Here is a 26,901-nt window from a genome sequence, read left to right as displayed (position 1 = left end):
TAGGGACAGACGAGGATCATCTCCATGATGGACATTCTGATGCTGGCGCTGGGCTTTGCCTTCTTCGCGCTCGCGGTCGGCTACACCTACGCCTGCGAGCGGCTGTGACGGAGCGGATCATGATCTTCGATTATGCGCTCGCCGGCGCCGTCTCGTTCGGCCTTCTGATGTATCTCACCTACGCGCTGCTGCGGCCCGAACGGTTCTGAGCGGGCGCCGCTCAAACGCGATTCCACAAAGGCTCTCTCCATGACTGTGATCGGTTGGCTCCAGATCATTCTGTTTTGCGCCATTATCGTTACGCTGACCAAGCCGCTCGGCTGGCACATGACGCGCGTGTTCAACGGCGAGCGGACGTTCCTGTCGCCGGTGTTGCGTCCGATCGAGGTCGGAATCTACTGGGTATCGGGCGTCGACGAGAAGCGCGAGCAGCACTGGCTGACCTACACGGTCGCCATGTTGCTGTTCCATGTCGGCGGCTTCCTCATCATCTATGGCGTGATGCGGCTTCAGGCCGTGCTGCCCTTCAATCCGGCCGGGCAGAGCGCGGCCGCCGAGGATCTCTCCTTCAACACCGCGGTCTCCTTCATCACCAACACCAACTGGCAGAACTACGGCGGCGAGAGCACGCTGTCCTATCTCGTGCAGATGCTCGGCCTGACGCACCAGAACTTCCTGTCGGCCGCGACCGGCATCGCGCTGGCGATGGCCTTGATCCGCGGCTTCTCGCGCGCCTCGATGCGCACGGTCGGCAATTTCTGGGTCGACGTCGTCAGGTGTACGCTCTACGTGCTGCTGCCGATCTGCGTCGTCTATGCGCTGTTCCTGGTCTGGCAGGGCATGCCGCAGACGCTCGGGCCGTATATCGAGGCGACCACGCTCGAAGGCGCCAAGCAGACCATCGCGGTCGGGCCGGTCGCCTCGCAGGTTGCGATCAAGATGCTCGGCACCAATGGCGGCGGTTTCTTCAACGCCAACGCCGCGCACCCCTTCGAGAACCCGACCGCGCTGTCGAACTTCGTGCAGATGCTCTCGATCTTCGCGCTCGGCGCCGCGCTCACCAACGTGTTCGGCCGCATGGTCGGCAACCAGCGCCAGGGCTGGGCGATCCTCTCCGTGATGGGTGTGCTGTTTCTGGTCGGCGTGGCCATCACCTATTGGGCGGAGGCGCACGGCACCTCGACGCTCCATCCGCTGGGTCTGACCGGCGGCAACATGGAGGGCAAGGAGGTCCGCTTTGGCATTGTTGCCTCCTCGTTGTTCGCCGTCGTCACCACCGCCGCCTCCTGCGGTGCGGTCAATGCGATGCATGACAGTTTTACCGCCCTCGGCGGCATGATCCCGCTGATCAACATCGAGCTCGGCGAAATCATTGTCGGTGGCGTCGGCGCCGGTATGTACGGCATGCTGCTGTTCGTCATTCTCGCGATCTTCGTCGCAGGACTGATGGTTGGCCGCACCCCGGAATATGTCGGCAAGAAGATCGAGGCGCGCGAGGTCAAGATGGCGATGCTGGCCATCCTGGTGCTGCCGCTGATGATCCTCGGCTGGACCGCCGTCGGCGTGGTCTATCCGGCGGCAGTCGCCTCCATGGCAAATGCCGGACCGCACGGCTTCACCGAAGTGCTCTACGCCTTCACATCGGCGGCCGGCAACAACGGCTCGGCTTTCGCCGGGCTCACCGGCAACACGTTCTTCTACAACCTGACGCTGGCAAGCGCGATGTTCGTCGGCCGCTTCTTCATGATCGTCCCGGCCATGGCGATCGCGGGATCGCTTGCGGAGAAAAAGTCGATTCCACCGTCCATGGGCACGTTCCCGACCACCGGCGCCCTGTTCGTCGGCCTCGTCGTCGGCGTCATCCTGATCATGGGCGGCCTGACCTTCTTCCCGGCGCTCGCCCTCGGCCCGATCGTCGAACATCTGGCGATGAACGCCGGCAACCTGTTCTGATTGTTGGAGTGGCCTCCATGGATACGATGAAACTGCAAAAACGTGCGCCGATGTCGGCAATGCTCGATCCTGGAATCGTGATGCCCGCGATCCGCGCCTCCTTCATCAAGCTCGATCCGCGGCTGATGGTGAGGAACCCTGTCATGTTCGTGGTCGAGGTCGTGGCTGCGCTCACCACGGTGATCTTCCTGCGTGACATTGTCACCGGTGGTGCCAGCCTCGGCTTCACCTTCCAGATCATCGTCTGGCTCTGGTTCACGGTGCTGTTCGCCAATTTCGCCGAAGCGGTGGCCGAAGGCCGCGGCAAGGCGCAGGCCGAATCGCTGCGCAAGACCCGCACCGAAAGCCAGGCCAAGCTCCTGACCGGTGCCGAGCAGTCCTTCAAGCTCGTGCCTGGCACGAGCCTCAAGGTCGGCGACATCGTGCTGGTCGAGGCCGGTGACACCATTCCTTCCGACGGCGAGGTGATCGAGGGCGTCGCCTCCGTCAACGAGGCCGCCATCACCGGCGAATCCGCACCCGTGATCCGCGAATCCGGCGGCGACCGCTCTGCGGTCACCGGTGGCACGCAGGTGCTGTCGGACTGGATCCGCGTCCGCATCACCGCAGCCCAGGGCTCGACTTTCATCGATCGCATGATCAAGCTGGTCGAGGGCGCCGAGCGGCAGAAGACTCCGAACGAGATCGCGCTCAACATCCTGCTCGCCGGTCTCACCATCATCTTCGTGTTCGCCACCGTCACCATCCCGAGCTATGCGGCCTATGCCGGCGGCTCGATCTCAGTGATCGTGCTGGTCGCCCTGTTCGTGACGCTGATCCCGACCACGATCGGCGCGCTGTTGTCGGCGATCGGCATCGCCGGCATGGACCGCCTGGTGCGCTTCAACGTGCTGGCGATGTCCGGCCGCGCCGTCGAGGCTGCCGGTGACGTCGACACGCTGCTGCTGGACAAGACCGGCACCATCACGCTCGGCAACCGGCAGGCGACGGCCTTCCGTCCTGTGCGCGGTGTCACCGAGCAGGAACTGGCGGACGCGGCCCAACTCGCCTCGCTCGCTGATGAGACACCGGAGGGCCGCTCCATCGTCGTGCTGGCGAAGGAGAAATACGGCATCCGTGGCCGCGACATGGCCGAGCTTGGCGCCACTTTCATCCCGTTCACCGCGCAGACCCGCATGAGCGGCGTCGATGCCGGCGGCTCGTCGGTACGCAAGGGCGCGGTCGATGCCATGCTGAATTATGTCGGCGGCGGCGCGCCGCTGGCCGTTGCCTCCGGTAACGCGGTGCGGGCAATCCAGCCGGCCGCGCTGTCGGATCTCGGTCGCGAGATCCAGGCCATTGCCGATGATATCTCGAAGGCCGGCGGTACGCCGCTGGCCGTCGCCAGGGACGAGAAGCTGCTCGGCGTCATCCAGCTCAAGGACATCGTCAAGGGCGGCATCCGCGAGCGCTTTGCCGAGCTTCGGCGCATGGGCATCCGCACCATCATGATCACCGGCGACAATCCGATGACGGCGGCTGCGATCGCCGCGGAGGCCGGCGTCGACGACTTCCTGGCGCAGGCAACGCCGGAGGACAAGCTCAAGCTGATCCGCGACGAGCAGGCCAAGGGCAAGCTGGTCGCCATGTGCGGCGACGGCACCAACGATGCGCCGGCGCTCGCGCAGGCCGACGTCGGTGTCGCCATGAACACCGGCACCCAGGCCGCCCGCGAGGCCGGCAACATGGTCGACCTCGATTCCAATCCGACCAAGCTGATCGAGGTGGTCGAGATCGGCAAGCAGCTCTTGATGACGCGCGGTGCGCTGACCACGTTCTCGATCGCCAACGACGTCGCCAAGTATTTTGCGATCATCCCGGCGATGTTCCTGGCGTTCTACCCCCAACTCAGCGTGCTCAACGTCATGAACCTGTCGAGTCCGCAGAGCGCCATCCTGTCGGCGATCATCTTCAACGCGCTCATCATCATCGCGCTGATCCCACTGGCGCTGAAAGGCGTTGCCTACCGCGCCGTCGGCGCCGGCGCGCTGCTCCAACGCAACCTCTTGATCTACGGCCTCGGCGGCATCGTCATTCCCTTTGTCGGCATCAAGGCGATCGACCTCGTCGTCACCGCCTTGCATTTGGCATAGCCCCGTCATTGCGAGGAACCCTTGCGACGAAGCAATCCAGGCTGCCTCCATGGAAAGACCCTGGATTGCTTCGCTTCGCTCGCAATGACAGGAAGACATAGGAGAACCAAGATGCTCAGAGAAATTCGCCCCGCCATCGTGCTGTTGCTGGCGCTCACCGCCATCACGGGCCTTGCCTATCCGCTCGCAATGACTGCCATCGCCGGCACGTTGTTTCCCGTGCAGGCGCAGGGCAGCCTGATCGAGAGGGACGGCAAGGTGGTCGGCTCCGCCCTGATCGGGCAGGAGTTCAAGGAGGACAAATACTTTCACGGCCGCCCTTCGGCGACGGTTGCGCCGGACCCTAATGATTCAACCAAAACGGTGCCGGCGCCCTACAACGCCGCCAATTCGGGCGGCTCCAATCTCGGCCCGACCAGCAAGGCGCTGGCCGACCGGCTCAAGGAAGATGTGGACAAGCTGAAGGCTGAGAACCCGAATGCGGCCGTGCCGGTCGATCTGGTCACGACGTCGGCCAGCGGCCTCGACCCTGATATCTCGCCGGAGGCGGCGCAATTCCAGGTGCCGCGCGTGGCGAAGGCGCGGAAGATGCCGGAGGATCAAGTCGAGCAACTCGTGGCTGCCAACACCGAAGGCCGTTTGCTCGGCCTGATCGGCGAGCCCCGCGTCAACGTGCTGGCGCTGAATCTCGCGCTCGACCGCGCCGCGAAGTAGTCTAGGCTCGGCACGCGGGGGTGATTATATTGGCCTGATGGTTCAACAGCGCCGTGATCCCGAACAACGTCCGTCGCCCGAGGCGCTGCTGGAAGCAGCGCGGCGGGAGGAGAGCGCGAGCGGCAGGCTGAAGATCTTCGTCGGCGCCGCCCCCGGCGTCGGCAAGACCTACGAGATGCTGCAAAGCGCTCACGCCAAGCGCAAGGCGGGGGTCGACGTCGTGGTCGGCTTCGTCGAGACCCACGGCCGCGCTGAGACCGAGGTGCTGGTGCGCGGGCTCGAGGTGGTCCCGCGCAAGCGGCTCGATTACCGCGGCCAGGTGGTCGAGGAGATGGACCTCGACGCCGTGATCGCGCGCCGGCCGCAGATTGCGCTGGTCGACGAGCTCGCCCACACCAACGCGGCGGGCAGCCGCCACCCCAAGCGCTATCTCGACGTCGAGGAGCTGCTCTCCCACGGCATCGACGTCTATACCGCCGTCAACATCCAGCACATCGAGAGCCTGAACGACGTCATCGCCCAGATCACCCATGTGCGGGTGCGCGAGACCGTGCCGGATTCGGTGTTCGACCTGGCCGATGCGATCGAGCTGATCGACCTCACGCCTGATGATCTGATCCAGCGGCTGAAGGAGGGCAAGGTCTATGTGCCCAAGCAGGCTGAGCGGGCGCTGGAGCATTATTTCTCGCCAGGCAACCTGACCGCGTTGCGCGAGCTCGCGCTGCGGCGCACGGCCGAGCGGGTCGACGAGCAACTGCTCACCCATATGCAGGCGAACGCCATCGCCGGTCCGTGGGCCGCGGGCGAGCGCATCCTCGTCTGCGTCAGCGAGGATCCGCGCGCGGCCGGGCTGGTACGGTATACCAAGCGGTTGGCCGATCGGCTGCACGCCCCGTTCACCGCGCTCTCGATCGAGACGCGGCGATCCCTGCAATTGTCCGACGATGAGCGCGACCGGCTGGCCGATACGCTGCGGCTGGCCGAATCGCTCGGCGGCGAGGCGCTGACGATTCCCGCCGTCGGCCGCCGCATCGCCGACGACGTCGTCAACTTCGCGCAAGGCAACAACGTCACCCAGATCGTGATCGGCAAGTCGACGCGCTCGCGCTGGTTCGAGATGACGCGCGGCTCAGTCGTGCATGACCTGGTGCGCCGCGCCGGCAACATCACGGTCCATGTCATCGCCGGTGACGAGCTGCCCGGCGAGGCCGTGCCCAAGACCGCGGTGCAGACCGCTGCTCGCTCGGAGCCGTTCAACCCGCGGCCCTATCTGAAGGCGCTCGGCATCGTGCTGATCGGCCTCGGCGCCGCCGAGCTGATCCAGCCCTATTTCGGCCTCGAGAACGTCGATCTTGTGCTGCTGACCTCGGTCGTCGCGGTTGCCGTCCGCTATGGCTTGTGGCCGTCCCTGATGGCAACAGTGGCGGCGTCGCTTTGCTACAACTTCTTCTTCATTCCGCCGATCTACACCTTCACGATCACCGACCCGACCAACGTTGCCGCCTTCGTGCTGTTCATGGTGGTGGCGATGATCGTCTCCAATGTCGCGGCGCGCGTGCGCATCCAGGCCGACACCGCGATCGGTCGGATCCGGATGACCGAGCAGCTCCATGCCTTCAGCCGCAAGCTCGCCGGCACCGCAACGCTCGACGACGTCTTGTGGGCAACCGCCTACCAGATCGCCCTGATGCTGAAGGTCCGCGTCGTGTTGCTGCTGCCGGAAGAGGGCCTGCTCACGGTGAAATCCGGCTATCCGCCGGAGGATGAGCTCGATCAGGCCGACCTCGCCGCCGCCAACTGGGCCTGGAGCAACGACCGCCCCGCAGGCCGCGGCTCGGACACGCTGCCGGGTGCGAAACGGCTGTTCCTGCCGATGCGCACCGGGCGCGGGCCAATCGGCGTCATCGGCATCGACAACGACCGCACCGGCCCGCTATTGACCCCGGACCAGCGCCGGCTGCTCGACGCGCTGGTCGACCAGGGCGCGCTCGCGATCGAGCGCGTGCTGCTGGTCGAGGACATGGACCGCGTCAAGCGCACCGTCGAATCCGAGCGGCTGCGCTCGGCGCTCCTGACCTCGATCTCGCACGATTTGAAGACGCCGCTGGCCTCCGTGCTCGGGGCGGCCTCCACCATGCGCGACCTCGCCGGCGCGCTCTCGGACACCGAGAAGCGCGACCTGCTCGCGACCGTGATCGACGAATCCGAGCGGCTCAACCGCTTCATCGCCAATCTGCTCGACATGACCAAGCTCGAATCCGGCGCCATCGTGCCCAACACGGCGCTGCACGATCTCGGCGAGATCGTCGGTAGCGCGCTGCGGCGGGCGGCCAAGATCCTCGCTGCCCACAAGGTCGAGCTCGTGCTGGCGGCCGATCTGCCCATGCTCGAGCTCGATGCCGTGCTGTTCGAGCAAGTGCTGTTCAACCTGCTCGACAACGCCGCGAAATATTCGCCGGCCGACACCACGATTGCGATCCGCAGTCAGCGCGAGCGCGATCACGTCGTTCTCCAGATCGCCGATGAGGGCGGCGGCATCCCATCCGACGAGCTTGAGAGCGTGTTCGACAAGTTCTATCGCGTGCAGAAGGGGGACCATGTCCGTCCCGGCACCGGGCTCGGCCTTGCCATCTCCCGCGGCTTCGTCGAGGCGATGCGGGGCACGATCTCGGCCGCCAACCGCAGCGACCGGAGCGGCGCGATCCTCACCATCCGTCTGCCCGTCGCAGTGCAGACCCACGCATTGGATACCGCTGCATGAGTGCTGCCCTGATCAAGGTTCTGGTCATCGATGACGAGCCACCGATCCGAAAATTGCTGCGGATGGGGCTGACGACGCAGGGCTATGAAATCCTGGAGGCGTCGAACGGCAAGACCGCGCTGGACAAGCTTGCCGAAGAGCCGGCGCTGATCATCCTCGATCTCGGCCTGCCCGACATCCAGGGCCACGAGTTGCTGCGCGCCATCCGCGCGCGCAACGAGGGCGTGCCGATCGTGGTGCTGTCGAGCCGCGGCGATGAGGCCGGCAAGGTGCAGGCGCTCGATCTCGGCGCCGACGATTACCTGACCAAGCCGTTCGGCATGGATGAGCTTCTGGCCCGCTTGCGTGCCGCACTGCGCCACCAGCTTCAGATCAAGGGCGAGCGCCCTGTGTTCCGCACGGGCGATCTCTCCGTCGATCTCGTCCGCCGCATCGTCAAGGTCGGCGAGCGCGATGTGAAGCTATCGCCGAAGGAATACGACCTTCTTCGCGTGCTGGTGCAGCACGCCGGCAAGGTGCTCACCCACCGCTTCCTGCTCAAGGAGCTCTGGGACGAACTGACGGATGCGCAATATCTGCGCGTCTATGTCCGTCAGCTCCGCCAGAAGATCGAAGTCGACCCGGAACGGCCGCAATTTGTGCTGACGGAGACGGGGATCGGATACAGGCTGAAGGCCGGGGATTAGGTCAGCCGTCATTCCGGGGCGCGCGTCAGCGCGAGCCCGGAATCCATTTCTCCGCCAGTCGCGCTTGGACGATGGATTCCGGGCTCGATGCTTCGCATCGCTCCGGAATGACAGTCAACCCGCCTTGCGATGCCGCGCTGGCGACCGGTGCGCCTTCCTGGCGGCTCGGTGCCGCCCCTGCGCACGCCGCGCATGGGACTTCGCCGCAGTCTTTTTTCCTCTTCCGCGTCCCTTCAGGCTCTGCTTCAGCGCATCCATGAGGCTGACGACGTTGCTCGGTCGTTCTTCGGGCTCCGGCAGCTCGATCTTCTTGCCGCTGGCCTTGCGCTTCACCAGCGCTTTCAGCGCGTTCTCGTACTCGTCCTTGAATTCGCTAGGATCGAAATGCGCGGCCTTGGAGTGCAGGATGTGGCCGGCGAGCTCGACCATGTCCTTAGTGATTTTCGGGCTCTTAATGTCCTCGAAGAACTGGTCCTCGTCCCGCAGCTCGTAAGGATAGCGCAGCGTGGTGCCGAGCAGGCCCTTGCCGAGCGGCTCGATCGCCATCACGTGCTCGCGGTTGGTGAGCACGATCTTTGCGAGTGCCACGCGGTCCTGATCTTTCATGGCGTCGCGGATCACCGCGAAGGCGTCGACTGCGGCTTTGCCATCGGGGGCGATGTAATAGGGGTGGTTGAGGTAGCGCTGGTCGATTTCCTCGCTCGGCACGAAGCTCTCGATGTCGATGGTGTGGTTGCTCTCGATCTGGACCGCCTCGAGCTCCTCCGGTTCGACCTCGACATATTTGCCCTTGCTCAGCTCGTAGCCGCGCCCCTTCTGGTCGCTCTCGACGACGTCGCCGGTCTCGGAATCGATCATCTGCTGCTTGAGCCGGTTCCCGGTCTCGCGGTTGATGAGATGAAACCGAGTCTTCTCCGCGGCGGTCGCAGCCGGATAGAGCATGACCGGACAGCTGACCAGCGAGAGCTTCAACGTTCCCTTCCAATAGGCACGCGGGGCCATTCCATTCTCCAGCGTTTTCAAGGCGTTTTGGAACCCCAACCCTTCCGTGGGGTTTTGGTTCCGGGTGGGACTTTCGCCGTGATAGGCTTGAATGCCGAAAGAGAAGCGGGACCAGTCGTGCTGCAAAAACTCTCCACTTACCGACAGAAGCGTGACTTCGAGAAGACGCCCGAGCCATCAGGCAAGACCCCTGTCGCGCCCTCGAAGCAGCGGCGCTTCGTGATCCAGAAGCATGATGCCAGTCGGCTGCATTACGACTTCCGGCTCGAGTTGGACGGCGTCTTCAAGTCCTGGGCGGTGACGAAGGGGCCCTCGCTCGATCCGCATGACAAGCGGCTGGCAGTCGAGGTCGAGGACCATCCGCTCGACTATGGTGATTTCGAAGGTACGATTCCAGAAGGGCAGTACGGCGGCGGCACCGTGATGCTGTGGGATCGAGGCACTTGGGAATCGGAAGATCCGGAAGCCGGCTTCAAGAAGGGCGATCTCAAATTCATCCTGCATGGCGACAAGCTGCACGGAAGCTGGGTGCTGGTGCGCATGCGCAACCGCGGCGGCGAAAAGCGGACCAACTGGCTGCTGATCAAGCACCGCGACGAACATGTCCGCGAAGGCGCCGACAACGACATCCTCGACCAGGACAAGTCCGTCGCCTCCGGTCGCGCGATGGAGCAGATCGCCGAAGGGAAGGGCCGCGCGCCCAAACCTTTCATGCTGGCCAAGGGTCTTAGGGGTCCCAAGGGCAAGGCCAATGCGGTCTGGCAGTCCAACCGCGCCGAGGAGGCGAAAGGGCGAACGGTGAAGCCGGCGCCGCGCACGGCGTTGAAGGCCGGAACGACGGCAAGGAAGAAGGCGACGACAGCAGCAAACACGAAGAAGGTTTCAGAGATACCGGATTTCGTGGCGCCGCAGCTCTGTACGCTGGTCGATCGGCCGCCGGCCGACCGGGGCTGGTGTCACGAGATCAAGTTCGACGGCTATCGCGTCCAGCTCCGGGTCGAGGACGGCGAAGCAACGCTCAAGACGCGCAAAGGCCTCGACTGGACCGGCAAGTTCGCCTCCATTGCCAAGGATGCGGGCGTGCTGCCGGACGTGATGATCGACGGCGAGATCGTCGCGCTCGATCACAACGGCGCGCCGAACTTCTCCTCGCTTCAGGCTGCGTTGTCCGATGGCAAGACCGACGAGCTGATCTTCTTTGCCTTCGACCTGCTGTTCGCCGAGAACCAGGATTACCGCCGACTGCCGCTCGGCGAACGCAAGGCCCGGCTGAAGGAGCTCCTGGAATCGCGCAAGCGGAAGGCGAGCCAGATCCGATATGTCGAGCATTTCGAGAGCGGGGGCGATGCCGTGCTGCAATCGGCGTGCAAGCTCGAGCTCGAGGGGGTGGTATCGAAGAAGCTGGATGCCCCGTATCGTTCCGGCCGCACCGAGAGCTGGGTCAAGTCGAAATGTCGCGCCGGCCACGAGGTGGTGATCGGCGGCTACAAGACCACGAATGGCAAGTTCCGCTCACTGATGGCCGGCGTGCAGCGCGGCGATCATCTCGCCTTCGTCGGCATGGTCGGCACCGGCTTTGGCGCGGACAAGGTCAAACGCATCATGCCGTCGTTGAAGGCCATGGCGACCAGGGAAAGTCCCTTCGGCGGCAAGAATGCGCCGAAGAAGACCCGCGAGATGCACTGGCTGAAGCCGGAGCTCGTCGCCGAGATCGAGTTCGCCGGCTTCACCGCCGACGGCAATGTCCGCCAAGCAGCTTTCAAAGGCCTGCGGCAGGACAAGCCTGCCGAGGAGGTCGAGGCCGAGACGCCAGTCGACACCGAGCTCGCCAAACCCTCAGCCAAAGGAGTGAAGCGCGCAAAAGCGAAGCCAGGCGCGCGATCGGCCCCCAGCGGCAGCAACGCCGAGATCATGGGTGTCGTCATCTCCAAGCCGGACAAGGAGCTCTGGCCCGACGGCGGACATGGCGATCCCGTCACCAAGCTGGACCTTGCCCGCTATCTCGAAGCCGTCGGCGAATGGATGATCGTGCACCTGAAGGGCCGGCCTTGCTCGCTGATCCGCGCTCCTGACGGCATCAAGGGCGAATGCTTCTTTCAGCGCCATGCCATGCAGGGCACGTCGAACCTTCTGGAGCTCGCAAGGGTCTCCGGCGACCGCAAGCCGTACCTGCAGATCGATCGGATCGAAGGGCTCGCTGCAGTGGCGCAGGTCGGCGGCGTCGAGCTGCATCCATGGAATTGCGCGCCTTATGCCTATGACACGCCGGGACGGCTGGTGTTCGATCTCGACCCTGCACCCGACCTCGACTTCGCCGACGTCGTCGAGGCGGCCAAGGAGATGCGGCAGCGGCTCGCCGATATCGGCATGGACAGCTTCTGCAAGACCACTGGCGGCAAGGGCATCCATGTGGTGGTGCCGCTGCTCCACGGCGCGCGCGACAAGGTGAGCTGGAAGGAGGCCAAGGCGTTTGCGCAAGGCGTCTGCCAGTGGATGGCCAATGACGATCCCGAACGCTATCTGCTCAACATGTCCAAGAAATTGCGCAAGGGAAAGATCTTCCTGGACTATTTGCGCAACGACCGTATGTCGACGGCGATTGCCCCGCTGTCGCCGCGCGCGCGCGCCGGTGCCACGGTGTCGATGCCGCTGACTTGGGCGCAGGTGAAGAGCGATCTCGATCCGAAGCGCTATACGATGCGCACCGTGCCGGGCCTGCTGGCGCGATCGAAAGCGTGGGAAGGTTATGATGATGCCGCCGCCTCAATCAAGGCGGCCATGAAGAAGCTGGCGTCGAAAAAGTAGGGTGGGTTAGCCGAAGGCGTAACCCACCAACTTCGTTCTATATTCGCAGGAAGCGTGGTGGGTTACGCTTCGCTAACCCACCCTACAAGGGTGCCTATATCCGTCCCATCAGGAGCAGGATTAGCAGGATGACGATGACGAGTCCGAGGCCGCCGCCGCCGTAATAGCCGGTGCCGTAGAACGGCCCGCCGCCAATGCCGCTGAAGCCGCCGAGCAGGGCGATGACCAAGATGATCAGAATGATCGTGCCGATAGACATGCGAGTCTCCTCCAGCCCTTTCTTGAAAGGGGCGTTGCACCTGTCCCGTCGTGCGGGGGCAACTTGCCGCAGGTTTTAAAGTTCCGCGTTCGCAAATGGGTCCCAGCTCCGGCATGCATGGAACTTTTGCCGTTTCATGCGGCATGATCAGGTGAGGGGCAGTCAGCAGGGTCACGGCCATGTCAGAACCGCTCGTCGTCTCAATTCCGCATCGTCTCGGCCGCGATGAGGCGGTGCGCCGGCTCAAGACGGGGCTTGGCCGCGCCGCAGCGAGCATTCCCGTGTTGCAAGTCGAAGAGGAGCGCTGGAGCGGCGACAGCATGAATTTCCGCATCCGCGCGCTCGGGCAGATCGCAACCGGCCAGGTCGACGTCACCGAAGATCACGTCCGGGTCGAGGTGGTGCTGCCCTGGCTGTTGCAGCGCTTTGCCGAGATGGCCCAGATCGCAATCAGGAAGCGCGGACAGTTGCTGCTGACCAAGGACGGGGGCAAGTAGCCTCAGGCGCGCACGCGCTGCCGTATCGGCTTTGCTGCACTGGCGGTGCGCGCCTCGATGATTGCCGCGGGAAGACCGCGCAGAGCCTGCGCAAGCGGCAGTTCGTTGCTCGCAAGATCCGTCGCGGCATAGCCGGTGATGTCGACGGTGCCATCGAAGCCCTCCAGCGCGGGCCATTCCCGGCCCGCTTGCGTGAACGGCGCGAAGTGACGCCCGACCACGACGATCGCGGCCGCGCGGCCATGGCGGCGGGCGAAGGCGATGACGTGGTCAGCATGCCCGCCGCTCACCTCGAGCGGCTGATAGTCGCCCCGCACGAAGATGTCGGGAAGCCGGTTGCGCAGCTCGAGAAGATGACGCGTCCAGGCCAGCTTGAGCTGGCCGTCCGGCCAGGCCTTGATCAGGCCACGCCAATCCGGCTGGTCCAGTGAGCTCAGCGCTGCACGGCAGGCGACAAAGTCCACGGGACGACGGTTGTCGGGGTCGACCAGCGACAGGTCCCAGAATTCGGTGCCTTGGTAGAAGTCCGGCACGCCCGGCAGTGTCGCCTTGAGCGTGAGCTGGCTCAGCGAGTTCAACATGCCGAGCAGTGCAACGCGGCGGGCCAGGGTCTGCAGCGCCTCCAGGAATTCTGCGGACTGAGCGGGGTCGAGGATCTTGCCGATGAAGCTCTTGACGCCGTTTTCATACGCTTCGTGCGGATTGAGCCAGCTCGTCTCCTCCTTGCCTTCACGCGCGGCCTTGAGGGCATAGGCCTGGATGCGCTCGATGAAGCCGGCATCCGGTCCCTGGAGCGGCCAGGCCCCCAGCAGGGTCTGGTAGAGCATGTACTCGAAGGTCGCCGACGGCGCGCGGAAACTGCCGTGGTGTGTGAGATGCGGCGCGTTCAACACCTTCCAGCGCGCCACCGCGCTGGTCCATTCGCCGGGAATCTCGCTGAGCGCAGCAATACGCGCGCGGGCATCCTCGCCGCGCTTGGTATCGTGGGTGGCCGTCGCGGTCATGCCGTGCGGCCATTCCTTGGCGCGCGCCTGCATCGCCTGATGGAAAGCGGGAAGGGTGAGGCCGATGCTCGCGGGATCGCCGCCGACCTCGTTCAGCGCGAGCAGCCGGTGGAATTGATAGAACGCGGTGTCCTCCAGCGACTTCGCCATCATCGGTCCGGTGAATTGCTGCACCTTCAGCGCGAAGCGGCGCACGCGCGGGGCGCTGTGCGGGGGACGGCCGGGCTTGAGCAGGTCCATGGTCAGGGCGTCGCGCAGGAAATCGAAAATGCCGTCATCCGCGGCGAACCATTCTGCGCGCGCCCGCGCGATGGTCTCCTCGATCAGCTTGCGATCGTGCGCGGTCGGCGCGCTCGTCGTGAGGTAGGTGCGGTAGACCGGGAAATGCAGCACATAGAGTTCGAGCGCCTGGCGCAGGCTGTCGGCGGAGAAATCGCGCGTCGAGTAATGCCCGTTGGCGATGCGCGCCAAAAGCCGCGTCAGCACGGTGAACTCGCTGGTCAGCAGCGTCTCCAGCACCCGCCGCTTGGCGTCCTTGACGTAAGGCGCAAGCCGGGGCGGCCGGTTGCTGATCTGCCGCCAGGTCTCGTCCAGCGCCGCCAGCCCCTTGCCGTCGACCAGGACCTGGGTGAGGACGTTCATCCATTCATAGCCGGTGGTGCCCTGGACGCCGGCGAAGTGCGGCAGGCGTTCGTGCTCGCACAGGATCTTCTCGATCAGGGTATAAAAGGGCTTCGTCGTACCCAGTGCATCGCGAACCAGCCGGCGCAGCCGCTGGCAATATTGCGCGGGATCGCGCAGGCCGTCGATGTGATCGAGGCGGATGCCTTGCAATCTGCCGTCGGCGATGAGTTGCTTCACCAGGCGATGCGTGGCGGCAAACGTGCCGGGATCCTCGACGCGCAAGCCCGCAAGCCCGTTGACGTCGAAGAAGCGGCGATAGTTGATGTCACTGGAGGCGAGCCGCCAGTGACCGAGCTTGTAGTGTTGACGCTCGAGCAGATGATGCAGCGCCAGCGTCTGCGCGGGACGGTCTTTGGCGGCGCGATAGGCGGCAAGACCTCGCGCGATGATGTCGGCAGCACCCGCAATGCCCTTGAGTTCTGCCTTAAAGGCGGGAGCTTCCTTGCGGTTGGGACGGCGCAGTCCGGTGTAGCGCGCCGCGAGCGCGAGCAGGCGCTTGCCGGGCTCCGTTTCTGCCGCGTCCGCTTCCTTGACGATCATCCGCAGCACTTCGCCATAGCGCTCCGGCGCGACAGGTAAGCGATGCTCGAAATACCAGGCGGAAAGACTTCCCTCATCCGGATCGTAGCGCAGCTCGATCTCGCCGCGCTCAAGCGCCTCGCCATAGGACACGCCGAGAATCGGCAGCAGCACGCCGCCGCGGGCGCGGAAGGCCAGTTGATCCCAGTCGATGTCGAAGGAGACCGCATGCGGTGAAGCCTGGCCCCACTCCAGCACGTCGAGCCACCAGGGATTGTCGGCGAAATGCACGCCGACATGATTGGGTACGAAGTCGATGATGAGGCCGAGATCGTGCTGCTGAAGCGTCTCGCTCAGCCGTGCGAAGCCGGCCTCGCCGCCGAGTTCGGGACTGAACTGGCTATGATCGACGGTGTCGTAGCCGTGGGTCGAGCCCTTGCGCGCCTTCATCACCGGCGAGGCATAGAGGTGCGTGATCCCCAGCGCCTTGAGATAGGGCACGACCGCGGCGGCCTTGTCGAAGTCGAAATCCGCGGTGAGCTGGAGCCGGTAGGTCGCGAGCGGAATGGCGGGAGGCATGCTAACCTCCGAGATGCCAAACCACCGACCAGGGCGGAAGCCGCTCGCCGGCCTCGCCGCCCCAGATCGGCGTGCCCGCATTGCTCTTGGAATACGCGACATCCTTGTCCGAGAGATTCGCGGTCAGGCGTAGCGTCGCGCCGTCCCCCATGCGCCAATGTGCCGTGAGCAAGCCGGTATCTGCTGCCTCGGCATCGCCGAACCTCGCTCCTTTCAGCCGCGGCATGATCTCCTTGCGCCGGAGCGCGAGCAGCTCGCGCACCAGTGCAAGCCGCGCGTCCTGCTCGGGCGTGCGGCCATTCCAGTCGAGCACGGCCAATTGCAGCGTTGCCGGATCGAGCGGATCAGGCACCTCATCGCCGTATTTCTCATAGGCCCAGGCATATTCCTGCTTGCGCCCCTTGCGCACGGCATCGGCCAATCCGTCGTGGAAGTCGCAGAAGAATGGGAAGGGCACCGTGGAGCCCCATTCCTCGCCCTGAAACAGCATCGGCACCATCGGCGCGAGCAGGGTGACCGCGAGAGCGGCCTCGATCTGTTTTGGCGATGCCAGGCTCTCGAGCCGGTCGCCGAGCGGGCGGTTGCCGATCTGGTCGTGGTTCTGGAGAAAGTTGACGAAGGTCGCCGGCGGCAGCTCGCCGCTCGGCTCGCCGCGCGGCTTCTTGCCCCAGAATTCCGAGATCTCGCCCTGGTAGACGAAGCCGGAGGCGAGCGCACGCGCAAGATCCATGCGCGGCGTCTGGTAATCGCCATAATAGCCGGCATGCTCGCCGGTCAGCATCACGTGCCAGACGTGATGATAATCGTCGTTCCATTGGCCGCGATATTTGCCGTTCGGCGGGTCCTGCGCGGCATCGAGCAGGCTGGCGCGGTTGTCACCGTTCTCCAGCACGAGGTGGATGTGGCGTCCCGTGGCCTTGGCGAGCTCGCCGGCGGCAACGCTGAGGTCCTGCAGCATGGACTGCTCGCCCGGGACAGCCATGATGTGATTGGCCGCGTCGAGCCTGAGGCCATCGAAACGGTAGTCGCTGAGCCAGGACAGCGCGTTCTCAACCGCGAACGCGCGCACCTGCGGCACGCGATAATCGATTGTGCTGCCCCAGGGCGTGTGCGCGTCGGTAAAGAAGGTCGGCGCATAGCGGCCGAGATAATTCCCCTCGGGGCCGAAATGATTGTAGACGACGTCGAGGAACACCATGAGTCCGCGCAAATGCGCCTCGTCGATCAGTGTCTTCAGGTCTTCAGGGCGGCCATAGGCGCTGTCGGGCGCATACCACAGTACGCCGTCATAGCCCCAGCCGCGGCGGCCGGCGAAATCGGCCAGCGGCATCAATTCCAGTGCGGTGATGCCGCTCGCTGTGAGATGATCGAGCTTGTCGATCATGGCGCGGTAGGTGCCCTCTGGCGTGAAGGTGCCGACATGGGTCTCGATCAGCACCGTCTCTTCCCAGGGACGGCCGCGCCAATCGCGCGCGCGCCACACAAAGGCGTCGTGATCGATCATCTCGCTCGGGCCGAACACATCTTCGGGCTGGAATGCCGAGGCCGGATCGGGCACGTCGATCTCGTCGTCGATCCGGAATTTGTAATTGCTACCGGCGCGCAGGCCGGCAATGTCGGCCACGTACCAGCCATCCTGCCGGCGCTGCATCGCGTGCCTTCTGTCGAGCAGGAGATCGACGCGGCGCGCGCCGGGCGCCCACAGCCGGAACGACGCGCCGTCCTTGGTCGGCCTCGCCCCGAAGGATGGCCTCATAGCGCCCCCGCGAAGGCGAGCACGGATCGCGGCGGCGCCTTGCTGTCGCTTCCGGGCAGGAAGTCGATCGAGTTCAGCCTGGCCTCGGTCGTGTTGAGGATCTGCTGCCAGCTCTTGTATTCGGTCATTTTGGGCAATTTGAATGCGATCTCTTCGGGAGCGGCGTTCAGAACGATAAAGATCGCGGCGCTGCCCGGTTCCATCGGCCCCATCACATAGGAGAGAAACCGCCCTTCCGGGAATTTCCAGTCGTTCTCCGTCATCTCGTCCCCGGCGGGCGTCAGCCACAGCGCGCCGTAGGAGATGCCGTCCTTGGTGCGGCCGTCGAGCCAGCGATGGCTGCGGAGTTGCGAGAACCGGCGGCGGATGTCGGCGAGGTGGGCGACGAAATCGACCATGTCGTCGCCCTCCTTGCCGAGATTGTCCCAGCCGACCCAGCCGATCTCGTTGTCCTGGCAATAGGCGTTGTTGTTGCCGGATTGGGAATTGCCGACCTCGTCGCCGGCGAGGATCAGCGGAACGCCTTGCGCCAGCATCAGGCAGGCCAGCACGTTCTTGCGAAGCTGCCGACGCAGGCCGAGGATTTGGGGATCGTCGGTCGGGCCCTCGACGCCGCAATTGTTGCTGTGGTTGTCGTTGGAGCCGTCGCGATTGTCCTCGCCGTTGGCCTCGTTGTGCTTCTCGTTGTAGCTGAAGAGGTCGGCGAGCGTGAAGCCGTCATGCACGGTGATGTGGTTGATGCCGGCGCGCGGCCGCCTTCCGTCATGGTTGAACAGGTCTGATGACGCCGTCATGCGGCTGGAGATGTCGCCGATCAGGCTGCCTTCGCCGCTCCAGTAGCGGCGCATGGCGCTGCGATAGCGATCGTTCCACTCCGACCATTGCGAGGGGAAGGCGCCGACCTGATAGCCGCCGAGCCCGAGATCCCACGGTTCGGCGACGAGCTTGACGGTCGCCAGCACCGGATCCTGCCGGACCGCAGTCAGGAACGAGATGCCGCGATCAAAGCCGTTCGGGCCGCGCGCCAGCGTGGTGGCGAGGTCGAAACGGAAGCCGTCGACATGGCAGACCTCGACCCAGTAGCGAAGCGAATCCATCACCATCTGGAGCACGCGCGGATGGGTGAGGTTCACCGACGAGCCGCAACCGGTGAAATCGTCGTAATAGCGCGGGTTCTCGCGGTTCAGCCAGTAGTAGGAGGCGTTGTCGATGCCGCGATAGCACAGCGTCGGGCCGAGGTGATTGCCCTCGGCGGTGTGGTTGTAGACAACGTCCAGCATCACCTCGATGCCGGCATCGTGCAGCCGCGCGACCGTGGTGCGGAAGGAATCCAGCGCGTTGTCCTGGGCGTAGCGCGGCTCGGGCGCGAAGAAGGACAACGTGTTGTAACCCCAGTAATTGGCGAGCTTCTTCTCCACCAGGATGCGGTCGTCGACGAAGCTGTGGATCGGGAGAAGCTCAATCGTGGTGACGCCGAGCCTCTTCAGATGCTCGATCATCGCCGGCGACGAGAGGCCACCATAAGTGCCGCGCAGATTCGGCGGCACGTCGTCGCGCTTCTGCGTCAGGCCCTTGACGTGGGCCTCGTAGATGATGGTGTCTTCCCAGGGGATGTTGGGACGGATCTCGCGCCGGCCCCAGTTGAAGGTCTCGTCGACGACGACGGCCTTCGGCATGCCGCGCGCATTGTCGCGCCGGTCGAACGACAGATCCTCGCGCGGCGAGCCGGTGCGGTAGGCGAAATGCGCATCGCTCCAGACCAGCCGTCCGGCCAGCCGCTTGGCATAGGGGTCGAGCAGCAGCTTGTTGGCGTTGAAGCGGTGGCCGTGCTCGGGCTCGTAGGGGCCGTGCACGCGATAGCCGTAGAGCTGGCCGGGCGAGACGTCGTTGAGATAGCCGTGCCAGACGTCCTCGGTCCGTTCCGGCAACTCGATGCGTTCGAGCTCGCGGCGGCCTTGCGTGTCGAACAGGCAGAGCTCGACCTTCTGCGCGTTGGCGGAGAACAGCGCGAAATTGGTGCCGCGTCCGTCCCAGCTTGCGCCGAGGCGTGCGGGCGATCCAGCAGTCAAGCGCATGTGTCAGCTTTCTGGAACGAGGAAGATCGCGGCAAGTGGCGGAATGGTGAGGCGGAGCTCGCCGCCCTCGGCATGGACTTCGCCGATGTTGCCGACGTTGCTGCCGCCATAGTGGGCGGAATCCGAGTTGAGCACTTCCTTCCACTTGCCGCCAAGGGGCACGCGAACGCGATAGTTCTGGTAGACGTTCGGCGAGAAGTTGACGATCACCAGGCACCGCGCTTGCTCGTCAAAGCCCCTGCGCAGCCAGGCGAACACGTTGCGATTGGCGTCGTCGGTGATCAGCCATTCGAAGCCGGCCTGGTCGCAATCCATCTGGTGTAGCGCCGGCACCGCGCGATAGAGCCGGTTGAGGTCGCGGATCAGCGCCTGGATGCCGGAATGGTACTTGTATTCGAGCAGGTGCCAGTCGAGCGACTGGTCATGGTTCCATTCGCGGCTCTGCGCGATCTCCGCACCCATGAACAATAGCTTCTTGCCGGGATGGCCGAACATGAAGCTGTAATAGGCGCGCAAGTTTGCGAATCGCTGCCACTCGTCGCCAGGCATGCGGCCGAGGATCGAGCGCTTGCCGTGCACGACCTCGTCATGCGACAGCGGCAGGATGAAGTTTTCAGAGAACGCGTAGTGCAGGCCGAACAGGATCTCACCGTGGTGGTGCTTGCGGTAGATCGGATCCTTGCTGATGTAGCTCAGCGTATCGTGCATCCAGCCCATGTTCCACTTGTAGCCAAAGCCGAGCCCGCCGAATTCGACCGGGCGTGAGACCTGAGGCCAGGCGGTGGACTCCTCGGCGGCCGTGGTCGCCTGCGGGAAGCGGGCGAAGACTTCCGTGTTGAAACGGCGCAGGAAGTTGATCGCCTCGATGTTCTCCCGCCCGCCATACTGGTTCGGAATCCACGCGCCGGGCGGCCGGCTGTAATCGAGATAGAGCATCGATGCCACGGCATCGACGCGCAGGCCGTCGATCGCGTAGCGCTCCAGCCAGAACAGCGCGTTCGACACCAGGAAGTTCGTCACTTCGGTGCGGCCGTAATTGTAGATCAGCGTGCCCCAGTCGAGGTGGCGCCCCTGGAGCGGGTTGGCGTGCTCGTAGAGCGAGGTACCGTCGAAATGACCTAGCCCGTGCGGATCGTCCGGGAAGTGGCCGGGCACCCAGTCGAGCAGCACGCCGACGCCTTCGCGGTGGCAGGCATCGACGAGAACGGCAAAATCCTCCGGCGTGCCGAAGCGGCTGGTCGGGGCATAGAGGCCGGTCGGCTGGTAACCCCAGGAGCCGTCGAACGGATGCTCGCTCATCGGGAGGAATTCGAGATGGGTGAAGCACATGTCGCGGGCATAGGCCGGCAGCTGCTCGGCCAGTTCGCGATAGGTCAGCCATTCATTGCCGTTCTTGCGCCGCCACGAGCCGAGATGGACCTCGTAGATCGACATCGGCGCCGACAGCGCGTTGATGCCGTCGGGCGCCGGCCGCGGCCGCGGCAGGCGCGCCTCGTCGAACACGATCGACGCTGTCTTGGGCCGCACCTCGCTCGCAAAGGCCAGCGGATCGGATTTCAACGGAAGCATATGGCCGTGCGGGCCGATGACTTCGAACTTGTAGTGATCGCCAATCTTCGCATGCGGGATGAACAGCTCCCAATAGCCGCTGCCGCGTACCCGCATGGGATGGCGTCGCCCGTCCCAGAAATTGAAATCGCCGACCACGGACACCCGCCGCGCATTCGGCGCCAGCACCACGAAGCCGATACCGTCGACACCTTCGTGCCGCATCGGATGGGCGCCGAGCTTGTCGTAGAGGCGCTGGTGGGTGCCTTCGCCGAGCAGATAAAGGTCGAAATCGGTCAGGATCGGCGGAAAGCGGTAGGCGTCCTCGAACTCGACGACGTTGCCGCCGAATTTCGCGCGCAACTGGTAATGCTTCGAGCCGTTGGGCAGGGCCCCGATGAACAGGCCGGAATCGTGCACACGGTCGAGCGGGGCGACTTCGCCATGCTCGCCGACCGCCTCGACATTGGAGGCTTCGGGGAGAAAGGCGCGCACCACGCTTCTACCGCCCTCGGGATGCAGCCCGAGATAGTGGAAGGGATCGGAGTGGCGGCCTTCGATGATCGCGTAGGCCTCGGCAGGCAGTTTAGGCATGGGCTTCGCTCTCGGCACTGGACAGAATGCGAAGCAGTCCGGTCAGCGGCGCATTGAGCCCCTCAGGCCGGTGGGACAGCTCGTACTCTACTTCGTTGAACGCTTGATCAAGCAGGAAGAAGCTTATCAGGCCGTCCGCGGATTGCGGATCTTGCGGCCACAGCCGCCGATCGGTCATGGTTTCGCGATAGGCGGACAAGAAGGTTGCGGTAGCGCGCTCGCGCCATTCGTCGAGCGCGGCCGCGAGTCGGCCCTGCTCATCGGAAGCGCCCGTCAGCGCGCGGCTGAGGGCCGCGTTGACCGAAACATCAATCGAGTGGATCAGGCCCGCGACGTCGCGCGCGGCCGGCGCCTTGCGCCGCTTGTCGGCCAGTGGCACACGCGGATCGCCGTCGAAGTCGATGATGAAGATATCGTCCTTCACGATCAGAGTTTGCCCGAGACGGAAGTCGCCATGATGACGGATGTTCAACCCGCCGATCCCGGAAGGCAATAGCGCATTCAGCCGGTCGGGCAGGGTCGCGCGCGCCTCCGTGAGCTGATCGATCAGCGGCCGGTCCGCCTCCCGCAGGCCGTCGCGGCTGTCGGCCAGCCGTTCGAAGACCCGCTCGGCGCGCGCCTTGAGGCCGGAGACGAGGCGCGTGATGTACGAGAAGCCGATCGGCTCCGGAGCGAGCTCGTCCGGCTTTGCCGCGGCCAGCGCGACATGCAGCTCGCCGAGCCGCCGGCCGATCTGCGCGATGAAGTGCAGATAAGGCGCCTGCTCCTGGGTTTCGCGGAGCGTTTCGCCCGCCGGCAATACGCGCTGCTCGTCGATATAGCGATCGAGATAGCCCGTGGTCACAGTCCAGCCGTCGCCCTGGTTCTCGACATAGGCATGCAGCACGCCGAGCGCGCTGCGCTGCTCGCCCTCGACCAGCTCGACGCTACCCAGCAGGGCCGGCGTGTTGGCAAAGCGGGCGACCTCTGTGAGATAGTGGCCGATCTCGATCTCGGGACTGATGCCGGTTTCGAGCCGACGATAGATCTTGGCGACGTATTGATTGTCGATCAGCGCGGTGCTGTTCGACTGCTCGATCGCGCGGATGCGTTCGGGCTCCTTGATGATGTAATCGGCAAACCGGCTGGTCGCCTTGAATTCCAGCCGCAGATTGTTCTCTTCCACTGCCAGGTTCTGCGACAAATTGCGCAGGAACAGGCCGATGAAGATCTGCTCGGTCGCGACATCGAGCAGCGTGCCTTCGCGCGCGCCCTGACGCACTGCGGCGAGCGCCTTCGGGTTGAAGCGTTCGCGATCGAAGCGCACCCACTCGATCTGCAACGGCAGCACGTAGCGTGTCGTCTCGTTCCCCTGCTTGGTCTCGAAGAACGCGATCCAGGGCCGGTTGTCGCCGATGTCGCAGAACGGCGCCGCCGAGGTCAGCGTGGTCTTGATGTGCTTGGCATTGTGCTCGGGATACCATCGCGTCCGCGACAGGAATCCCGGCAGCACGTCGCGCTCGAACACGCCGCGCTCGCGGGCGAGCGACACCCAATTCGAGTTCACCGGCACCACCAGCGTCTCGAACTCCGGCACCGCGCGCGGCGTCACCGGCTCGGACTTGTCGCGCTCCTGAAGCTGGAACCAGTAGAAGCCGTAGGGCCCCAGCGTGATCATGTAGGGCAGCTCGCCGATCGCGGGGAAGCGCGTGCGGCCGAGCATTTCCTGCGGGATGCGGTCCTTCCAGGGCGACAGATCGAGCTCGGTCGCCTGCGCGGCGCGCGACAAATTGGCGACGCAGAGGATCACCTCGTCGCGATATTGCCGGACGTAAGCCAGCACGGCGCGGTTGGCCGGGCGGATGAAGGTCATGGTGCCGCGGCCGAAGGCAAGCGTCGACTTGCGCACCGAGATCAGCCGCTTGGTGGCGCTGAGTAGCGAGGACAGGCTGCGCGACTGCGCCTCCACGTTCACCGACTCGTAGCCGTAGACCGGGTCCATGATCAGCGGCGCGTAGAGGCGGGCCGGGTCGCAGCGTGAGAAGCCGCCGTTGCGGTCCGGGCTCCACTGCATCGGCGTGCGCACGCCGTTGCGGTCGCCGAGATAGATGTTGTCGCCCATGCCGATCTCGTCGCCGTAATAGACGATCGGCGTGCCGGGGAAGGACAGCAGCAGCGAGTTCATCAGCTCGATCTTGCGGCGGTCATTGTCCATCAGCGGCGCAAGGCGCCGGCGGATGCCGACATTGATGCGCGCGCGCGGGTCGTTGGCGTAGGTGGTCCAGAGATAGTCGCGCTCGACGTCGGTGACCATCTCCAGCGTCAATTCGTCATGGTTGCGCAGGAACAGCGCCCATTGGCAGCTCGCCGGAATGTCCGGAGTCTGGCGCAGGATGTCGGTGATCGGGAAACGGTCCTCCTGCGCGATCGCCATGTAGATCCGCGGCATCAGCGGGAAATGATAGGCCATGTGGCACTCGTCGCCACGGCCGAAATATTCCTGCACGTCCTCCGGCCATTGATTGGCCTCGGCCAGCAGAAGCTTGCCCTTGGAGTAGGCGTCGAGCTCCTGGCGCAAGCGCTTGATGATCGCATGCGTCTCGGGCAGGTTCTCGTTCGAGGTGCCCTCGCGCTCGCACAGATAGGGAATGGCATCCAACCGGAAGCCGTCGACACCGGCATCGAGCCAGCGCTTCATCACCTGGATGAGCGCGCTCACCACGCGCGGATTGTCGAAATTGAGGTCCGGCTGGTGCGAGAAGAAGCGGTGCCAGTAGAAGGCGCCGGCCTCGGGGTCCCAGGTCCAGTTCGACTTCTCCGTGTCGGTGAAGATGATGCGCGTGCCCTGGTATTTCTGATCGGTGTCGCTCCAGACATACCAGTTGCGGGCGCTCGAGCCCGGATGGCTGCGGCGCGCCCGCTTGAACCATTTGTGTTGGTCCGAGGTGTGGTTGACGACGAGCTCGGTGATGACGCGCAGGCCCCGCTTCTGCGCCTCCTGGATGAAGCGCTTGAAATCCTTCATCGTCCCGAAATCGGGATTGACCGCGCCGTAATCGGCGATGTCGTAACCGTCGTCGCGGCCAGGCGAGGGATAGAACGGCAGCAGCCACAGCGCAGTGACGCCGAGTTCCTGGAGATAGGGCAGCTTCTCCGTCAGCCCGGCGAAGTCGCCGATGCCGTCATTGTTGCTGTCGGCAAACGCCTTGACGTGGAGCTGGTAGATGATGGCGTCCTTGTACCAGAGCTCGTCCACGATCTCGGCAGCCTCGGCTTTCTTGGTGTCGACGGAAGACAGAACATTCATGGCATGAACCCTTACGCCAGGCCGCGGAACAAGAGCGCCGGATCGCGCTCGGGATCGATACGCAGCCTGACCCCGCCCCATTCGATGCGGGACTGTTCGCCGGTGAGGAGGTTTTCGAGTGCCGTCACATGTTGTCGCTGCCCGCCGACGTCAACGGTGACGTCACCGAGCGGCAGCCAGAATTCGTGCACATGGCGCGACAGCGCGATCACGACGATGACGGTGTTGGCGGGCTCGGCTGCCTCCTTGGCGAAGGCGATGGTCTCGCCGTCCTCGACGCCGAGGAAGCGCAAATTGGCCGTCTGCCGGAGCGCTGCATTTTCGTTGCGGATGCGATTGAGCGCGGTGATGTAGGGCTTGATGTTGCCGGGCTTGTCCCAGTCGCGCTGCTTGATCCGGTATTTTTCGGAATCCAGATATTCTTCACGGCCGGGAATCGCCTCGTGCTCCAAGAGCTCGAATCCGCCAAAGATGCCGTAATTGCCCGACAGCGTCGTGGCCAACGCAAGGCGCGACTTGAACGCCCATGCTTCGCCGCTCTGGAGGTGATAGGGCAGCAGGTCCGCCGTGTTGACGAACAGGTTCGGTCGATAGAAGTCGCGTTCGGGATAGCGCGTCAGCTCGCCGAGATATTGCTCCAGCTCCCACCGCGAGGTGCGCCAGGGGAAATAGGTGAAGGACTGCGCAAAGCCGAGCTTGGCGAGGCCCTTCATCAGCTTCGGCCGCGCAAAGGTCTTGGAGAACAGGATCACCTCGGGATGGCGGCGGCGGATGTCGCGGATCAGCCATTCCCAGAACGGAAGCGGCGCGGTGTCGTGATTGTCGATGGCGAAGATGGTCACGCCATGGTCGATCCAGAACAGCATGGCATCACGAAACGCGTTCCACAGTCCAGGCCTGTCGACGGAGTTGAAATCTGGGATGACGATGTCCGAATAGGGGCCATCCGCCGTCCGTACCGAGCGATCCGGCCGCCACTTGAACCATTCCGGATGCTGCGTCAGCCAGGGATGGTCCGGCGAGCATTGCACGGCGAAGTCGAGCGCGAGCTCGAGGCCGTATTCCAGGCAGGTCGCAACCAATGCGCGGAAATCCTCGATGGTGCCGAGCTCGGGATGCAGCGCATCGTGTCCGCTTTCCATCGTCCCGATCGCATAGGGCGAGCCGGGATCGCCTGCACTCGCCACCTGCGCATTGTTGCGGCCCTTGCGGCGGGTATGGCCGATCGGGTGGATCGGCGTGAAGTAGAGCACGTCAAAACCCATCGCGGCGATGTCGGGTACGCGGGCGATGCAATCGCGAAGCGTGCCATGCTGGCCGGGGATCCGGCTCTGGCTGCGCGGCATCATCTGGTACCAGGCGCCAAAGCGCGCCTTGTCGCGGTCGATGATCAGCGGAAAGGGGGCCGAGCGAGTGAGGTCGGGCCGCGACTGGCTCTCGGCCATGGCTTCGCCGAGCTCGGTTGCGAGCAGCGGGCCGACCTCGCCGCTCTGCAGATAGTCCTCGCATTGCCTGATGATGACCACTGCTGCGTCTTGCCGTGCGCCATGCGCCTTGGTCAAGAGGCCGGCGCCCTCGATCGCGTCGAGAGTGACGTCCGCACCGGCGCGTTGTTTGCGCGCGACGCCGTGGGACCAGGTGGCGAACTCGTCGGTCCAGGCTTCGATGGCATAGATGTATTGACCGGCCGTGGTCGGGACGAAGGCGCCCGACCAGCGGTCATTGCCATGACGGATCATCGGCTCACGCTGCCATTCGCGGTCCTGCTCGCGGCGCCACAGCAACGCGGCGCCGATCACGGCATCGCCGTCGCGATAGATGTCGGCCCAGACCTCGACCCGGTCGCCCGCGATCCGCTTCACGGCGAAGCGGCCGCCATCGATCAAGGGATAGACGTCTTCGATGAGGAAAGCGCTGCCGGCGGCGGCACTTTCGACAGTTTGAATTGTCTTGTTCACGGTGATGCCATTGACAAGAAAGCAGGGGCCCGTTTCCCTTGTCGGGAACCTACGCTTGATACCTATATAAAAAGCCGCTTGTGTGTCAT

General features: G+C 64.5%; 16 protein-coding genes. 8 read left to right on the top strand and 8 right to left on the bottom strand.

Going from position 1 to position 26,901, the window contains the following annotated elements:
• Positions 1–119 precede the first annotated feature (119 nt).
• The 6 genes from LRP30_RS36035 (at position 120) to LRP30_RS36010 (ending at position 8,246) form a co-directional block, all read left to right on the top strand.
• Positions 120–209 (top strand): K(+)-transporting ATPase subunit F, encoded by a 90-nt coding sequence (locus LRP30_RS36035; protein ID WP_091879689.1) that lies wholly within the window; start codon positions 120–122, stop codon positions 207–209.
• Between the two features lie 40 nt (positions 210–249).
• The gene (gene kdpA / locus LRP30_RS36030; RefSeq protein WP_249757887.1) at positions 250–1,953 is read left to right on the top strand and encodes a potassium-transporting ATPase subunit KdpA; all 1,704 of its coding nucleotides are present in this window, start codon (positions 250–252) and stop codon (positions 1,951–1,953) included.
• 17 nt (positions 1,954–1,970) lie between these two features.
• Positions 1,971–4,085: a potassium-transporting ATPase subunit KdpB gene (kdpB, locus tag LRP30_RS36025; RefSeq protein WP_249757886.1), complete on the top strand. Its 2,115-nt coding sequence runs from the start codon at positions 1,971–1,973 to the stop codon at positions 4,083–4,085.
• Between the two features lie 111 nt (positions 4,086–4,196).
• A complete protein-coding gene (locus LRP30_RS36020) occupies positions 4,197–4,799 on the top strand; it encodes a K(+)-transporting ATPase subunit C (protein ID WP_249757885.1) in 603 nt (200 codons plus the stop codon).
• Positions 4,800–4,836: 37 nt separating this feature from the next.
• Positions 4,837–7,560 carry a sensor histidine kinase KdpD gene (locus tag LRP30_RS36015; RefSeq protein WP_249757884.1) on the top strand — a complete coding sequence of 908 codons (2,724 nt, stop codon included), beginning with the start codon at positions 4,837–4,839 and terminating at the stop codon, positions 7,558–7,560.
• A complete protein-coding gene (locus tag LRP30_RS36010; protein ID WP_249757883.1) occupies positions 7,557–8,246 on the top strand; it encodes a response regulator transcription factor in 690 nt (229 codons plus the stop codon). The genes LRP30_RS36015 and LRP30_RS36010 overlap by 4 nt, the downstream gene beginning before the upstream one ends.
• A gap of 114 nt (positions 8,247–8,360) precedes the next feature.
• Here LRP30_RS36010 and LRP30_RS36005 read toward each other — a convergent pair whose 3' ends face one another.
• A complete protein-coding gene (locus LRP30_RS36005) occupies positions 8,361–9,248 on the bottom strand; it encodes a Ku protein (protein WP_128936175.1) in 888 nt (295 codons plus the stop codon).
• A gap of 117 nt (positions 9,249–9,365) precedes the next feature.
• Here LRP30_RS36005 and ligD point away from each other — a divergent pair, with 117 nt between their 5' ends.
• A complete protein-coding gene (ligD, locus tag LRP30_RS36000; protein ID WP_249761910.1) occupies positions 9,366–12,053 on the top strand; it encodes a DNA ligase D in 2,688 nt (895 codons plus the stop codon).
• A gap of 94 nt (positions 12,054–12,147) precedes the next feature.
• Here the strand turns inward: ligD and LRP30_RS35995 are convergent, their stop codons facing one another.
• Positions 12,148–12,312: a DUF3309 family protein gene (locus tag LRP30_RS35995; protein ID WP_018318514.1), complete on the bottom strand. Its 165-nt coding sequence runs from the start codon at positions 12,310–12,312 to the stop codon at positions 12,148–12,150.
• A gap of 179 nt (positions 12,313–12,491) precedes the next feature.
• Here LRP30_RS35995 and LRP30_RS35990 point away from each other — a divergent pair, with 179 nt between their 5' ends.
• Entirely contained in the window at positions 12,492–12,809 is a 318-nt protein-coding gene (locus tag LRP30_RS35990) for a polyhydroxyalkanoic acid system family protein (protein ID WP_128936174.1), read from the top strand.
• Between the two features lie 2 nt (positions 12,810–12,811).
• Here LRP30_RS35990 and treY read toward each other — a convergent pair whose 3' ends face one another.
• Genes treY through LRP30_RS35960 form a run of 6 tightly spaced genes read right to left on the bottom strand, consistent with a single transcriptional unit; the run spans position 12,812 to position 26,812 of the window.
• The gene (gene treY, locus LRP30_RS35985; RefSeq protein ID WP_249757882.1) at positions 12,812–15,595 is read right to left on the bottom strand and encodes a malto-oligosyltrehalose synthase; all 2,784 of its coding nucleotides are present in this window, start codon (positions 15,593–15,595) and stop codon (positions 12,812–12,814) included.
• Position 15,596: 1 nt separating this feature from the next.
• Complete coding sequence (gene treZ, locus LRP30_RS35980; protein WP_249757881.1) at positions 15,597–17,351, bottom strand: malto-oligosyltrehalose trehalohydrolase; 1,755 nt, start codon at positions 17,349–17,351, stop codon at positions 15,597–15,599.
• Complete coding sequence (gene glgX, locus LRP30_RS35975; RefSeq protein ID WP_128936171.1) at positions 17,348–19,426, bottom strand: glycogen debranching protein GlgX; 2,079 nt, start codon at positions 19,424–19,426, stop codon at positions 17,348–17,350. The genes treZ and glgX overlap by 4 nt, the downstream gene beginning before the upstream one ends.
• Before the next feature lie 3 nt (positions 19,427–19,429).
• Positions 19,430–21,568, bottom strand: a complete 2,139-nt coding sequence (gene glgB, locus LRP30_RS35970; RefSeq protein WP_249757880.1) for a 1,4-alpha-glucan branching protein GlgB — start codon at positions 21,566–21,568, stop codon at positions 19,430–19,432.
• Positions 21,561–24,854 (bottom strand): maltose alpha-D-glucosyltransferase, encoded by a 3,294-nt coding sequence (gene treS / locus LRP30_RS35965; protein ID WP_249757879.1) that lies wholly within the window; start codon positions 24,852–24,854, stop codon positions 21,561–21,563. The genes glgB and treS overlap by 8 nt, the downstream gene beginning before the upstream one ends.
• Before the next feature lie 11 nt (positions 24,855–24,865).
• The gene (locus tag LRP30_RS35960) at positions 24,866–26,812 is read right to left on the bottom strand and encodes a maltotransferase domain-containing protein (protein WP_249757878.1); all 1,947 of its coding nucleotides are present in this window, start codon (positions 26,810–26,812) and stop codon (positions 24,866–24,868) included.
• Positions 26,813–26,901: the final 89 nt, after the last annotated feature.

It is taken from the genome of Bradyrhizobium sp. C-145, from assembly GCF_023375135.1.
Taxonomy (GTDB): Bacteria; Pseudomonadota; Alphaproteobacteria; order Rhizobiales; family Xanthobacteraceae; genus Bradyrhizobium; species Bradyrhizobium zhanjiangense.
The sequence above is the reverse complement of the archived record's forward strand: the minus strand, read 5'-3'. Positions and strand labels throughout refer to the sequence as shown.

Excerpts from the sequence above, each read along its gene's own strand:
- LRP30_RS36035 (WP_091879689.1), top strand. The coding sequence starts at position 120 with ATGATCTTCGATTATGCGCTCGCCGGCGCCGTCTCGTTCGGCCTTCTG.
- kdpA (WP_249757887.1), top strand. The coding sequence starts at position 250 with ATGACTGTGATCGGTTGGCTCCAGATCATTCTGTTTTGCGCCATTATC.
- kdpB (WP_249757886.1), top strand. The coding sequence starts at position 1,971 with ATGGATACGATGAAACTGCAAAAACGTGCGCCGATGTCGGCAATGCTC.
- LRP30_RS36020 (WP_249757885.1), top strand. The coding sequence starts at position 4,197 with ATGCTCAGAGAAATTCGCCCCGCCATCGTGCTGTTGCTGGCGCTCACC.
- LRP30_RS36015 (WP_249757884.1), top strand. The coding sequence starts at position 4,837 with ATGGTTCAACAGCGCCGTGATCCCGAACAACGTCCGTCGCCCGAGGCG.
- LRP30_RS36010 (WP_249757883.1), top strand. The coding sequence starts at position 7,557 with ATGAGTGCTGCCCTGATCAAGGTTCTGGTCATCGATGACGAGCCACCG.
- LRP30_RS36005 (WP_128936175.1), bottom strand. The coding sequence starts at position 9,248 with ATGGCCCCGCGTGCCTATTGGAAGGGAACGTTGAAGCTCTCGCTGGTC.
- LRP30_RS35995 (WP_018318514.1), bottom strand. The coding sequence starts at position 12,312 with ATGTCTATCGGCACGATCATTCTGATCATCTTGGTCATCGCCCTGCTC.
- LRP30_RS35990 (WP_128936174.1), top strand. The coding sequence starts at position 12,492 with ATGTCAGAACCGCTCGTCGTCTCAATTCCGCATCGTCTCGGCCGCGAT.
- treY (WP_249757882.1), bottom strand. The coding sequence starts at position 15,595 with ATGCCTCCCGCCATTCCGCTCGCGACCTACCGGCTCCAGCTCACCGCG.
- treZ (WP_249757881.1), bottom strand. The coding sequence starts at position 17,351 with ATGAGGCCATCCTTCGGGGCGAGGCCGACCAAGGACGGCGCGTCGTTC.
- glgX (WP_128936171.1), bottom strand. The coding sequence starts at position 19,426 with ATGCGCTTGACTGCTGGATCGCCCGCACGCCTCGGCGCAAGCTGGGAC.
- glgB (WP_249757880.1), bottom strand. The coding sequence starts at position 21,568 with ATGCCTAAACTGCCTGCCGAGGCCTACGCGATCATCGAAGGCCGCCAC.
- treS (WP_249757879.1), bottom strand. The coding sequence starts at position 24,854 with ATGAATGTTCTGTCTTCCGTCGACACCAAGAAAGCCGAGGCTGCCGAG.